The sequence below is a fragment of the Polyangiaceae bacterium genome, from assembly GCA_020633205.1.
Taxonomy (GTDB): Bacteria; Myxococcota_A; Polyangia; order Polyangiales; family Polyangiaceae; genus JAHBVY01.
In genome coordinates, this window is record JACKEB010000023.1 from 62,108 (window position 1) to 75,098 (window position 12,991).

Sequence of the window (12,991 nt, forward strand, 5' to 3'; positions counted from 1 at the left end):
TGGGGGAGAGGAACCGCGGTTAGAAGCTGACCGGCAACTTCACCGCGCAGGCGTTCACCGCCGAGCAAGCGGCTGCGCCGTCTTCCATGCAGTCGATGAAGTCCTTCAGCTCGGCGTCGGGCAGGGACGATGCGAGTAGCTGGCAGCCCGCGGGGCAACCCGCCGAGAGGTCCGTGTTGCACGCTCGCTCGCTCATCACGCTGTGCCCGTAGCGGTCCTTCACCACGTCGCAGCTCTCGTTCTCCGCGCAGGGAGAGCTTGCCGAGCACGCGGTGCTGCAGGTGATGCCCGCGCACTGACCGGTGTCTCCGCAGCCAGCACCGTCCTGGATACACCACTGGGTTTGACAGTCTGCGTCTTCGTCGATGGCGCCATCGCAGTCGTCGTCACGCCCGTTGCAGCGCTCTTCGGCCTCGCAAACGCCGCAGGTGCTGGGTTGAGGGATGCAGTAATCACCCACTTGATCCGTTCCCGCTGGGCACGAGCCGGAGCCGACCTCCGCGACGCACACCTGTTCTCCCAGCGCCGGCAGCGCTTGGCAGCGATACCCCGCAGCGCAATTCGCATCCGTACGGCAAGGCGCGCACTGCTCCCCTGCACAGTCGTTGCCGCAGGCGTCGCTCGGCGCTTGGCAGTCCGCGGGGTCGGAGCACCCAGTGGCCATGCGTACCGCGACGTACGCGTTGACCAAGCCCGCGCCGTAGTAAGGAGAGAAGCCGTTCTCCCACTCACCCCACACTGGGTCGATCTTGGTGGCTGAGGCGCGCAGGATATCGCGCACCTCAGCGGCCGTGAGGTTCGGGTTCGCGCTGAGGACCAAGCCCGCGACTCCGGAGGCGAAGGGACACGCCGACGACGTTCCGCCAAACGCGTTGGTGTAGCCATCCGGCGCAGCCGTGGTGGTGATGCCATTTAGACCGCCGTTGGACGGCGCGGCGATGTCCACCTTGGGGCCGTAGTTGCTGTAGTACGACTTCAGCCCCTGATCATCGACGGCGGTCACTCCAAGCACGCTGTCGTAGGAGCCATAGTCGTTCATCAGTTGATTCGAGTTCCCCGCGGCAAAGAGGATGACCGTGCCCTTGCCGTCGCGCCCGTCGGTCTCCGCGTAGTCGAAGGCTGCCTTGACCAGCTGCGGGATCACCACGACTCCGAACTGCGAGACCTGGAAGCGCGGGTCTCCGCCTGCTGCGCCCCAGCTGTTGTTGATGACCCAGGCGCCGCCATCCACGATGCGCGTGAAGCCATCCGCGATGTCCTTGTCGGTAACACCGCCGCTCGACCCAAACTCTCCAAACCAGTTCGGCAAGATGCGACAACCGGGGCAAACGCCGCTGCCGCCGGTGCCATTGTCGCCGTTCGATGCCGCGACGCCCGCGACCGAAGTGCCGTGGCCACCAAACGCTCCGATGGCTACGCGAGACTCCCAGTCTTCTGGGTAGTTCAGCGGAGCCAGGATGTCGAAGTAGAGGTCCTTGTGATTGATGGCGACGCCGTCGTCGTTGACGGCGATGACCACCCGCTGACGCCCGAAGTTCAGGTCCCAGGCTTCGGCGACGCGACCATCCACACCGCGCACGCTGTCGCGATCCCCGCGATTCTCCAGGTGCCACTGACGGGGGAACAACGGATCGAGCGGGTGATACGTCTCCTCGTGTTGACGCACCATGTCCACCTCGACGCTGACTCCCGGCAGCGCTGCCAAGGCGGCGCGCGCTTCGAGCGCGACCCACGGATCATTTCCCTGTAGATAATAGAGATTGGCGCCGTATTTGAGCTTCTCCGGGGCGGGGAACCCGAAGCTACCAGCGACCCGGGTCACCTCCGCGAGGCGCTCAGGGCGGCTCAGCTGAACCGAGAGCCCCGCGGTGCCGCCCGCTAGTCGCCCGGCACCATCCACAAACGTGGGCAGCGCCTCGAGTCCAGCGCGCTCCAAGTGTGCGCGGCTGACTGGGAACGGCAGCTGATAGGCGGAGTAGCGCCCTGCAAATAGCGGCTTGGCACCAGGCAATGCTGCGTTTCCAGGCAATGCAGTGCTTCCAGGCGAGACAGCGCTTGTTGGCGATGCCTGAGCCGCCGCGAGACGCCTCACGACCACGCTGTCCGTCGAGAACGTGTATCCGGGAGGAGCCACAGCGCCTTCCGGGGGGGAGGGGGCGGTGCTCGGCCCGACCAAGCAGTTGCACAGCTGCTTACACGCGTTCACCGGATCGGGAACAGTCAGGTACCCACCGCAGTTCTGTACATCGCCGCAGCTCGCTTGACTGGTGCAGCAGCGGAAGTTGCCGGAGATGTCGTCCCACACCGGGCCGCCCCGTGCGAGCCCGCATAGCGACACGCAGGTTTCGCGATCTACGGGATACTCCGAGTCCGCACCGCCGCACTCGTCGAGGCGGGCACACGCTGTTTCGCAAGAGTCGTCGCAGGTCTCTGGGAAGTTCGCCGGATCGGCGCGACCCACCGCCGCGCCACCGCTACTCCCCGCGGAACCACCGGCGCCAGCCTCGCCACCAGCGCCGGCACCCGCTGCTCCGGCGTCGCCGCCTTCGGCGCCGCTGCCGCCGAGGTCGGAGCCGACGGGTTCGTCGCTTCCGCAGGCAACCAGGGGCGCGCCGCCGAGCACGGCGGCGAGGCTGAGCCCAGCTATTGCAAACGTCGGTCTCTGCTTCCGAGCGATGGTTCTCATTCTCACTCCAACTCCGGTTCGGCGACGCTTGCGCGACGCGTTCCCAAGCAAAACGAACTTTGGGCCGCAGCGTGACCAGAGGTGGTGCGGAATCCCGAGGCGCAGTTTCTCGCTGGAACCCTCCTGGACCAACCCCGTCGCGAGTCGATCGACGTGGAACCTGAGTGCAGCCGAGGTCGGAGTTCCTCTCCTGGTGTATGGTTCGCCCCATGCGGCAACGCCGAAGGAGTTTGGGTCTGAACTGTGCGACCGTTCCAGCTCGTTTGGGTCTGGGTTTGTGCTTGGCGCTGACCTCGTGTCACCCAAGCGAGCCACCCGCAAAACCTCCCACCAGCGTGGCTAAGCCGAAGCCGCCTCCCACGCCCCGCGAAGAGTTGGCGCGAGAGATGTCTGAGGTGACGCTCTTGGGGCCAGTGCTCGACGGCCTCTCCCCGGCTCAGAAGCAGGAGCTGCAGAAGGTGGTCAACGGACTGCCGCCCGAAGAGAAGGCACAGCTCTTGGATGAGACTGGGCCCTACCCTGAGCGTCGGCCCCTGCTTCATCTTGTTTCCGGAGGGAATAGTCCGAGGGCGCGCCTCGCGCTTGCCACGAGCTCAGCCGGCGTCGAGATGTTACTGCTCACCCAGGGCACCAAGCCCGAGCAGGTGAAGGCTCTGTTGCCCAACGTGCGCGAGATCGCACGCCGCGCTGCAGCGGAGTGGATCCGGGAGCGCAGCACCGCCGTAGGGTCGAAGGACGTTCTGACGGCGGATCACTATGTAGCGATTGCTCAGGCTGCTGAGGTGCTCGACCTGACCGAACTCAGTCACCAGGCGCTGGTCCTGGCGGCAGAGATCGATCCCGGCACGCTTCGCTTCCTGGAGTTGGCGGGGGCCGCCGCCCGAGCTGGCGCGGTGGAGGAGGCCAAGCTCGCCCTCAGCCATGCCGGGAAGAACACTGAGCCAGAGCTTCGGGCTCAGGTCGCCCCGATGGTCGAGGCGGCGGAACGCTTGGAGCGTCCAGGGCTCGAGCCCCTTGAGCGGGCGAGCTCGCTCGTCATGCTGGGTCGGTTCGAGGAGGCGCGGAAGCTGATTCCGGACGGATCCAAAGATTTGACCGCCAGCTTGCTCGGCGTGCGTGTTGCGCTGGAGGACTCGAGCTGCCCCGGCATCCCGCGCTTGATGGCCTCGCCGCTCTTGTGTCGGATTGCATTCCAGCAGCGCGAGGAGGAGACCAAAGCCTTCGCAAAGCTGGACGCCGCCTGGCAGTCGAAGGCCGGTCGCAGCGTTGACGCAGTCGCTGGCTACGTCGCCTTGCGGTTTGCTCTGCCGTTTCTGTACGGAATCGATGTTGAGGGGAAGTCGGAAGAGGACGCCAGGCAGGCCTTGGCTTCACGCCTGCGGGCGTTGCGGGACGTACTGAAGGAGGCGAGCGCGGTTTCTAAGCGCTTTGAGCACGCAGCACTCTACGTCGACGTGCTGCGTGACGCCGTCGAGCGGCCTGCAGATCCCACTCAGGACGTCGCGAGCGCGTTCAAGCAGCGTGCGACTGAGGCCCTTGCATGCAGCGACTGCGCCGATGATCCAGTCCAGCGGGGTTGGTCCGATGCAGCGGTGATCGCAGTTGCCAGTCGGCTCTCTGGTGGTGGCGACGTGCGACCACTGCTCGGCGCCGAGATGGCCGAGCTCGCTCATCCCCGCGCGGCATTGCAGGGTTGGTCGAGCCTCAGCCTCGGAGACAGCGCCGGCGCCGAAGCGGCGATCGTGCAGCTGGCAAAGCTGATCGAGACGGCGGCTGATCGTACCGACACCGTGCTGGAGTTGGCAGAGCTGCAACACGCGCTGGCTCCCACAGACCGCACCGCCAAGGTTCTGGAGAGCGCCGGACGACGCCTCGCTCAAGGGCCGTTGCCCTTCGAGCTGCGCGCTCGTGGCGCGCTGGACGCCGCGGGGATTGCTGCCGCGAGAGGCGATCTCGCTTCAGCCGAGCAACTCTTGCAGGCGTTGATCAACAAGTCCCCAAAGGTCAGTAGCCGTCTGGAGAAGGAGCTACTCGAGCTGGTGCACTGTTACCTGCTGGTGCTCGAGGCTCGGCAAGCCAAGGGCCCCAAGCAGCTCGAGTACGTCAAGCAACTCAAGGCGCGCGGCGGACCCACGGCAGCGGTGGATGTCTGGCGTGAGTTGTGGATCCTGGAGTTGGGACGCCTGGCGGCGAAGGCCAACTGCAAGGGCAATGCTGCTTGCGTTGCTGCCATCGCGAAGCGTGGGCGCCCCGACGCCGCGAGCTTGACCAAGCGCCTCGGGGAGGCAGAGGCGAAGCTGGTCATGGCGCAGCGTTTTGGCCTGCGTTCTGTGGATATGGCGCTAGGCGCGGGCCCTCACGCGAGCCTCTCTTTGGAGGTCGATTTTCGGCCACTGTGGCTCGCCATCGAAGTTCCTTACTGAGAACTGGTCGTTGCCCGAGGCTGCGTCGCTCGGGCATGCTCCGCCAATGCGTTTTCTTCACACCATGTTGCGGGTGAAAGACCTCGATCGGGCGCTCGATTTCTACGTCGACAAGTTGGGGCTCGTCGAGCTCCGTCGGCACTCGAACGACGGGGGGCGTTTCACGCTCGTGTTCCTTGGAACGGGGCGGGAGGGTGATCCCGCGGAGATCGAACTCACCTACAACTGGGACCAGGAGGACGACTACTCTGTAGGTCGTAACTTTGGCCACCTAGCATTCCAGGTGGAAAATATCTACGAAGCTTGCGAGCGCCTACGAGCCGGTGGGGTGACGATCCTACGCCCGCCACGGGACGGTCGGATGGCGTTCGTGCGTTCGCCCGATCAGCAGTCGGTTGAACTGCTGCAGCGGGGCGATGCCCTACCACCCGCCGAGCCTTGGGCGTCTATGCCCAACACCGGCGAGTGGTAGCTCATCCAGCGGTCGCGCCTCTTCCCGAATGAATGGGGCGCGCCCGCGTCGGACCGCACAGTTATCGCTGAGTGAGGTTGCTACGACCGACGGGACGCCGAGCGGGCGTCGCCTTCAGACCGTAGCTCGGAATCAACGGCGCTCAAGGCGCGCGGCAACCTCGGCAAAGCGAGCAGCGAGCTCGCTCGCTAGACGCTGGAGCTCTTGAGCCGTGGCGCGGTCGAGCTCACCGGCGCGTTCCAGATCTGCGTAGCCGTGAAACTCCTTTGCGGCGTGCTTGCGCACTGCCTTCAAGGCCTTGACGAACGCCGGCATGGGCGCACGGGCGCTTGCTTCGCTGGTGCAGCGCTTGAGGCTCGCCTCGTGCTGCAGGCGGTTGACGGTCCACTGCTCGCGCTCCGAGGCATCGAGCAGCTTGGCTTGAACGGCTGCGGGTAGGTTCAGTACCGCGCGGAAGTGACTCATGCCGTTGTGACGGAAGCGCCAAGCCTCATGCGTGTGGTAGACGTTGTAGATGCAAACTGCGCGGTAGAGGAACAGGCCCGTGACCGGCAGCTCCGGGATCTCCGACATCTTGCGGAAGGAGATGTGCTTGGTGCCGAGCTCGCGGAAGCGCTCCAGAGAGCCGTCGTAGAAGCGGTCGAGGACGAGCTTGCCGACCTCGAGACAGGTCTCGAGGTTGCTGCTGCCCTGGAAGGGCTTGAGCTTGGTGATGAGGTCACCCAGCTGGTGGTTGGGGGAAGCCACGCTACCGGTCGAGACCGGCGTGTGAGTGGCGGTGTTATCGAGGGAGGGGAAACCAGTGCTATCCGACATGCACAGGGGTCGGCCGCTCGCCGCCCTGGTTGCGTCGAAAATCTCTGGAGCCTGAGTTTTTTCGGATCGACTGAAAGTGGCCGAAACTACAAGCGAATCAACCCTCGAGTTCCGCCACGAGCTGCTTGGCTTCTTCCAAGCGGCCACGTTGCGCCTCGAGTGACGCTAGTTGCTCTCGAACTTCGGTCACCACTTCGGGGGGCGCGTTTTCAAGGAATTTGGGGTTCTCCAGGCGCTTCTGCAGAGACACCACGTCCTTGTCCAACTTCTTCAGCCCCCGCTCGATGCGTTCGGCTTCCTTGCTGGCTTCGACCAAGCCCTTGAGGCCTATCACCACGTCCACAGCGCCAACCACCGAGACGACCGAACCGGCGATGCGGGGCGCGTCGGGCGCCTGCACCTCGGGCGCTCCATCGGACTTGACCAGGGTGGCGATCAGGAGCTGCTCATTCGCGAGCAGCTCTCGGATGTGAGCGTCGGCGCTGCGGAGCGCGAGGGGTACCTTGGCCCCCGGGTGAACCTGGTACTCAGTGCGGATGGTGCGCGCGCCGCTGATGGCGCCCTGCAAGACCTCGAAGTCCGTCTCCGCCTGGGCGTCAGCGATACCCACGCTCGCGCTCGGGTAGCTGCAGAGAGCGATCGACTTGGGCGAAGCGTCGGGCTTGGGTACGCGCTGCCACAGCTCTTCAGTGATGAAGGGCATGTAGGGATGGAGGGCTCGCAACGTGGCTTCGATCACGTGGGCTAGGGTGTTGCGCGTCTCGGATTTCTCGGCGTCGCTGCCTCCGATGAAAACCGGCTTGCTGGCCTCCAAGTACCAGTCGCAGAGCTCATCCCAGAGGAAGTGGTAGAGCGCCTGCGTCCCTTCATCCAGGCGGAAATCTTCGATGCCCCGTGTGGACTCTTCCACCACCTTGCTCAGGCGCGAGAGGATCCAGCGGTTGATGAGGAGCGTCGGTTTCGGAGGCTCGATGGTGACCGTCGCGCTCTCGATGTGGGTGAGGGAGTAGCGGACCGCGTTGTAGACCTTGTTGCAGAAGTTGCGGTAGCCCTCGAAGCGCTTCGGGCTGAGCGCGATCCGCTTGGCTTGGGGCGAGTAGCTGCAGAGCGTCATGCGAAGCGCGTCACCGCCGTAGGGCTCGAAGCCCTGGCCCATCTTCGCCGTGGAGGGGTACGCCTTCTGGAACTTCTTGAGTGCCTCGGCTTCGGGCGCGCCGGGTGACGCCTTGGCCACCACCGCCTTGAAGTCGGCGCCGTGGATCAGGTCGAGCGGGTCGATTGTGTTACCCTTGACCTTGCTCATCTTGGCGCCGGTCTCGTCGACCACCATGCCGTGGAGCAGTACCCTGCGGAAAGGCACGTCGCCCATGAAATGGAGGCCCATCATCATCATGCGAGCGACCCAGAAGAAGAGGATGTCGTAGCCGGTCTCCATATCCGATGACGGATAGAAGCGCTTGAGCGCTTCGGTTTGCTCGGGCCAACCCAGCGTAGAGAAGGGCCAGAGGCCGCTGGAGAACCAGGTGTCCAAGACGTCTGGATCTTGACGGAGTTCTGTGTGTTGGCACTTGGCGCACGCGCTCGGTGCTTCACGCGAGACGTTTACGTGATCGCATTTGGTGCAGAACCATGCGGGGATTTGGTGGCCCCACCAGAGCTGCCGGCTGATGCACCAGTCTTGGATGTTCTCGAGCCAGTGGTTGTAGGTCTTCACCCACTCTTCGGGGCGGATCTCGGTCCGACCGTCTCTGACGGCTGCCAGCGCCGGCTTTGCGAGGGGCTCCATCTTCACGAACCACTGCGTGCTGATGATCGGCTCCACGATGGTGCCGGAGCGTTGGGAGCGGGGCAGCGTCATGGTGTGCTGGCGGCTGCCGCGCTCGAAGCCGAGCTCAGCGAGGCGCCGCTTCACCGCTTTGCGCGCCGCGAAGCGCTCCATCCCTGCGAACTCTCCGGCTTGCTCGTTGAGCGTGCCATCGAGGTTCATGATGTTGATCTCTTCGAGGCCGTGACGTTTCCCTGTGGCAAAGTCGTTGAAGTCGTGAGCCGGGGTCACCTTCACGGCGCCGGTCCCGAACTCCATGTCGACCAAGATGTCGTCGAGTACGATGGGCACTTCACGATCGACGAAGGGGTGCTTCAGCTTCTTGCCGTGCAGGTGCTTGTAGCGCGGGTCGTCGGGGTGCACCGCCACAGCGGTGTCGCCGAGCATGGTTTCCGGGCGCGTGGTTGCGACGACTAGCTCGTTCGCCCCGTCTCCTTCGGGGTCGATGACGGCGTACGCGAACTCGTACAGCTCACCACTCACCCCCTCCTCCTGCTCGACTTCGAGATCCGACAAGACGGTGCGCGACTCCACGTCCCAGTTCACCAGGCGCGTGTCGCGATAGATCAGGCCTTCCTCGTACAGGCGCACGAAGGCTTCCGTCACGGCGCGGTTCAGGTCCGGGTCCATGGTGAAGCGCAGGCGGTCCCAGTCGGCGGAGCAGCCGAGCACCTGCATCTGCTTGAGGATGCGGCCGCCGCTCTCTTCCTTCCATTTCCACACGCGTTCGATGAACGCCTCACGGCCGAGATCATGGCGGGTGAGGTTCTCGCGCTTGAGCTGGCGCTCCACGACCGTTTGTGTGGCGATACCCGCGTGATCCATCCCGGGTTGCCAGAGGGCGTTGTAGCCCTGCATGCGCTTGTGACGGATCAGAACGTCCTGAATCGTGCCGAACAGCGCGTGCCCCATATGCAGCGAGCCCGTGACGTTCGGCGGGGGCATGGAGACGACGTAAGTTGGCCGTTGGTCTCCGGCGTCCGTACTTGCGCGGAATACGCCGTGATCCATCCAGTATTGGTACCAGCGGGGTTCGACCTCGGCAGGCTCGTAGGCCTTCGGCATCTCGGAGGACATGGCGGCGGAACGTAGTGTGTGGATGCCCCTCCCGCAATCTGAAGCTGGGCTTGCAGCCCCGTAGAACGCGTCTCAGCTATAGTCCGCAACATGCTGCGGCTCATCACCATCCCCATCAGCCACTACTGCGAGAAGGCGCGCTGGGCTCTGGATCGCGCGCGCCTGCCCTACGAGGAAGTGGGCAAGCTCCCCGCGGTCCACCTCCTGACGACGCGCAGGTACTCGCGCACCGGTACGGTTCCGGTGCTGGTGCACGAGGGAGGAGCGATCGGGGAATCCACGGAGATTCTGCGCTGGGTGGACGCGCGCACCCCCGAGGCGCAGCGTCTGTTCCCCGAGGGCGAGCTGGCAGCGGACAACGAGCGCTGGGTCGCGCGCTTCGATCGCGAGCTCGGGCCGGCAGCGCGCCTGCTTGGCTACGACGCCCTGCTGCCAGAACCCCAGATCTTCCTCAAGCAAATGCAGCGGGTGTATGGCGGCGTAGCGCGCGCCATGTTGCCGGCGTTGCTGCCGCTGGCAGGGAAGGGGATTCGCAAGCGCTACCGGGTCAACGGGGAGCGGGCCAAGAGCAAACACGCTCTGTGTCGCCAGCTGTTCGATGACGTGGCGAGCGCGCTAGAGGCCAGCAGCTCGCCGTACCTGCTCGGTGAGCGCTTCAGCGCGGCGGACCTGACGTTTGCGTCCCTCGCCGGCCCGCTGTTGCTACCGCCGGCCTACGGCGGGAATTTCCTGCCAAAGGCGGAGATGCCCCAAGCGTTTCAGGCGCTGGTCGACGAGTTCTCTGCGCATCCTGCTGGGCGATTTGCCTTGCGGATTTACGAGCGGCATCGCTAGCAAACACGCTAGCTGTTCGGGGATAGCAGATCGACGGAGTGCTCGATGATCGCCGCCGCGTCCTCCCCCGACACGCCTAAGAGCCCTAGCTGACCGAGTGCAAGGGGCTCATCGTACGTCTCGCCGGCGCTCTCCGCCGTCACCGAGGCGGTGAGCAGGTCCGCGATCTGTACTAGGCGCACTGGGAGTGAGATGTCTAGACCCTGCCGGTGATGGCTGCCGCAGACGTCCACTACGTCTTGGGGTAGCTTCCATGCGCGGGCGATGTCCTCTCCTGCTTCCGTATGGTAACGGTCCACCAGTAGAGCGGCCTCGACGGCGGATGGCGGGACCTCGAGGCGGTCGAGCAGACGATACACCCGAGCCTCTCCGAGGTCGTGCAACAGACCGATCAGGTAAGCGTCCTTGTAGCGAATGCCGAGCTCGCTGCATGCGGCGCGGGCGACGACGCCGCTGATAACGGCTCGGTCGTAGCTGCGACGGACCTGTGGGCCATAGTGCGTCAGGCCAACGCTCGAACAGGCGTAGACGATCTGCAGGAGTAAGTCGCGGCTCCCTGAGAGTCCGATGCGCACGAGGGCATCGTGGATGGAAGGTACCTCGCGACCTCGGGAATACAGCGCCGAGTTGGCCACTGAGAGGAAGCGCGCAGCGATGGGCGGGTCCGAGCGGATGAGGTCACCAAGACGCCCGATATCTGCGTTTGGATTCTCCACCAGCTCGATGGCGCGGGACGCCGCTTCCGGAAGCAGTGGCAGGCCGATCAATGCGGACTCGAGCAGCTCTCGCAGCTCCTCCTCGGCAGCGCTGGGGACTACCTCCACCACGTTGGGCGGAACACTGGTGTAATGTGGGATGGCGATCAAGGGGTCCTCGTGGAGTGGTGAGTAGGTTCGCCGGTTAGCGGCGCGGCCGCTGCCCTTCGCGCGATTTGGGAGTCGCTGGGATCGTGTTTCGTGTATTGCCGCGTGGAATAGCAACGAGCGTCGGTCGCTCTGAGCGCCTGGGCTCCGCTGGTGCCGGGGGCGCAAGGCTGTCTCGCGTCGCTATCGTCACGCGGTTCCTGCCGGCTCGCTTGGCATCGTAGAGCGCCCGATCTGCCCGTCGCAGCATGGCGTCCACGGAGTCGAACGGCTTGTCCACGTGGTGCGCGGCCACGCCGACGCTGATGCTGACCCGAGCTGGGCCTTTGATTGGAGACAGATCCAGGGTCGCGACCGCCTGCCGGTGGCGCTCCGCCACCGTCTGCGCGATTTGACCCGAGACGCCGCGCACCAGCACGATGAATTCCTCACCGCCGTAGCGGCCAACCAGGTCACCGGCGCGCACACCGTCTTGAAGCCGCGCGGCGATCGCCTTCAGCACCTCGTCACCCACGGCGTGACCGTGGGTGTCGTTGACGGACTTGAAATGGTCTACGTCGATGAACAGCAAACCGAAGTGCTGGCCATCGTCGAATAGCGCCCGCAAGTGTTGCTCGAAGGCGCGTCGGTTCATCACGCCAGTCAGGGCATCGACGTGCGAATCCTCGCGGATCACGTTCCGCTCGGCGCGCACCCGGGCCAAGGTGTCTCGATAGCGCTTGTTGCGCAACGACACATGGATGCGTGCTTTGAGTTCCTCGAAGCGGCTCGGCGCGAGGCTGAGGACGTCGTCTGCACCAGCGATCAAGGCGCGCGCGACGACGCGGGCGGTCGGGTACTCCTTCGCGACCAACAGCACGGGCGTGTGTCGGCACTGGGCCATCGCTTTCAGTTCTCCACACACCTCGAGTCCGAGTTGTGGTGAGGCGGCGCTGAGATCGAGGGCAATCAGGATTAGATCCGGGTGCTGCTCGCTCACGTGGCGTCGCAGCCTCAGCGCATCCTCGATGCAAGTCACTGTGTGGCCCTGCGCCCGGCAAGTGGTCTCGAGCACGCGCCGCGTGTTGCGGCACGCACCGACGACGAGCACTCGAGGCGGCGATTCGTCTTCGCTCGGGGCTGATGAGTTTTCGGGCGACGCGAGGTCCGATACGGCGGTCACGCTGCACGGAACGACAGCGCGGCTGGAACCTGTAACCCCACAAAGCGCAAGCGGCAGCCAGAATGGCTGCCGCTTGTGCCTACCGATGAGACACCGGCGGGCAGCTTGGACTTGGAGCGACTACTCGTCGTCGTCGTCCTTTTCCTTCTTCTTCTTGCTGCTCATGTGGCCCTTGCAGCCAGTCTTGCCAGCAGTTCCGTCGGGGCAGGTGACGCCGTCCCACTTCGCGCCTTCGTCGTCGAGGTCCTCGAGGTCAGCGTCCTTGAGGTTCGTGCCCTTGAGCGTCGCCTCGGTCACGATGGTCTCCACCATGCTCGCGCCTTCGAAGTTGGCGTCCGTGAGGTTCGCCTTCGTGAGGTCTGCCTCGTCTAGCTTCGCACCCTTGAAGTTCGCCTTGGTCAGGTTGGCTCCTTCGAGGTTCACGGATTCCATGTCAGCGCCTTCGAAGTCAGCGCCAGTGAGGTCCTTGCCTTTCCACTCGGCGTCGCCAATCTTCGCCTTGGCGCACTTCGCACCAGGCTCGGGCTTGCACCCACCGGCTGCACCGGTGTTGTCCAGCGGAGCAGCGGCGGCGGCGCTCGGTGCCGCGCTCGCTTCCGCGGGGGCGCTGGTAGTGGCGGCTGCAGTTGCGCTGGGCTTCTCTGCGGCGGCGGGTTCCGGCTTCTTCTCGTCACATCCGAGGACGAGCAGGCTGATTGGTAGGGCCCACAGGAGAGCCTTGAATTGGCGCATTTACGTGACTCCTTGTTCTTGTCGCGTTTGGTCGGCGCACCCTTCCACAGCCGCCCACGCGGAATCAAGTTAGCGGAGACCGGAACGGGAGGTCGCGGCTT

9 protein-coding genes are annotated in these 12,991 nt (G+C 64.9%); 3 read left to right on the top strand and 6 right to left on the bottom strand.

What is annotated here, in order from left to right:
* Window positions 1-19 precede the first annotated feature (19 nt).
* Window positions 20-2,686, bottom strand: a complete 2,667-nt coding sequence (locus tag H6718_34765) for a S8 family serine peptidase (protein ID MCB9590622.1) — start codon at window positions 2,684-2,686, stop codon at window positions 20-22.
* Window positions 2,687-3,021: 335 nt separating this feature from the next.
* Between H6718_34765 and H6718_34770 the strand changes: the two genes are divergently transcribed.
* On the top strand, window positions 3,022-5,109 hold the full coding sequence (locus H6718_34770; GenBank protein ID MCB9590623.1) for a hypothetical protein: 2,088 nt from the start codon (window positions 3,022-3,024) through the stop codon (window positions 5,107-5,109).
* Window positions 5,110-5,155: 46 nt separating this feature from the next.
* Window positions 5,156-5,581, top strand: a complete 426-nt coding sequence (gene gloA, locus H6718_34775) for a lactoylglutathione lyase (protein ID MCB9590624.1) — start codon at window positions 5,156-5,158, stop codon at window positions 5,579-5,581.
* Window positions 5,582-5,713: 132 nt separating this feature from the next.
* On the opposite strand, the gene H6718_34780 is transcribed toward gloA, so the two are convergent.
* Window positions 5,714-6,397 (bottom strand): hypothetical protein, encoded by a 684-nt coding sequence (locus tag H6718_34780; GenBank protein MCB9590625.1) that lies wholly within the window; start codon window positions 6,395-6,397, stop codon window positions 5,714-5,716.
* Window positions 6,398-6,494: 97 nt separating this feature from the next.
* A complete protein-coding gene (locus H6718_34785) occupies window positions 6,495-9,299 on the bottom strand; it encodes a valine--tRNA ligase (protein ID MCB9590626.1) in 2,805 nt (934 codons plus the stop codon).
* A gap of 90 nt (window positions 9,300-9,389) precedes the next feature.
* On the opposite strand from H6718_34785, the gene H6718_34790 reads away from it, so the two are divergent.
* On the top strand, window positions 9,390-10,133 hold the full coding sequence (locus tag H6718_34790) for a glutathione S-transferase (GenBank protein ID MCB9590627.1): 744 nt from the start codon (window positions 9,390-9,392) through the stop codon (window positions 10,131-10,133).
* A gap of 8 nt (window positions 10,134-10,141) precedes the next feature.
* Here H6718_34790 and H6718_34795 read toward each other — a convergent pair whose 3' ends face one another.
* The 3 genes from H6718_34795 to H6718_34805 form a co-directional block, all read right to left on the bottom strand.
* The gene (locus H6718_34795; protein ID MCB9590628.1) at window positions 10,142-10,999 is read right to left on the bottom strand and encodes an HDOD domain-containing protein; all 858 of its coding nucleotides are present in this window, start codon (window positions 10,997-10,999) and stop codon (window positions 10,142-10,144) included.
* A gap of 34 nt (window positions 11,000-11,033) precedes the next feature.
* Window positions 11,034-12,158: a diguanylate cyclase gene (locus H6718_34800; GenBank protein ID MCB9590629.1), complete on the bottom strand. Its 1,125-nt coding sequence runs from the start codon at window positions 12,156-12,158 to the stop codon at window positions 11,034-11,036.
* A gap of 120 nt (window positions 12,159-12,278) precedes the next feature.
* Window positions 12,279-12,890 carry a pentapeptide repeat-containing protein gene (locus tag H6718_34805; protein MCB9590630.1) on the bottom strand — a complete coding sequence of 204 codons (612 nt, stop codon included), beginning with the start codon at window positions 12,888-12,890 and terminating at the stop codon, window positions 12,279-12,281.
* Between the last annotated feature and the right edge of the window lie 101 nt (window positions 12,891-12,991).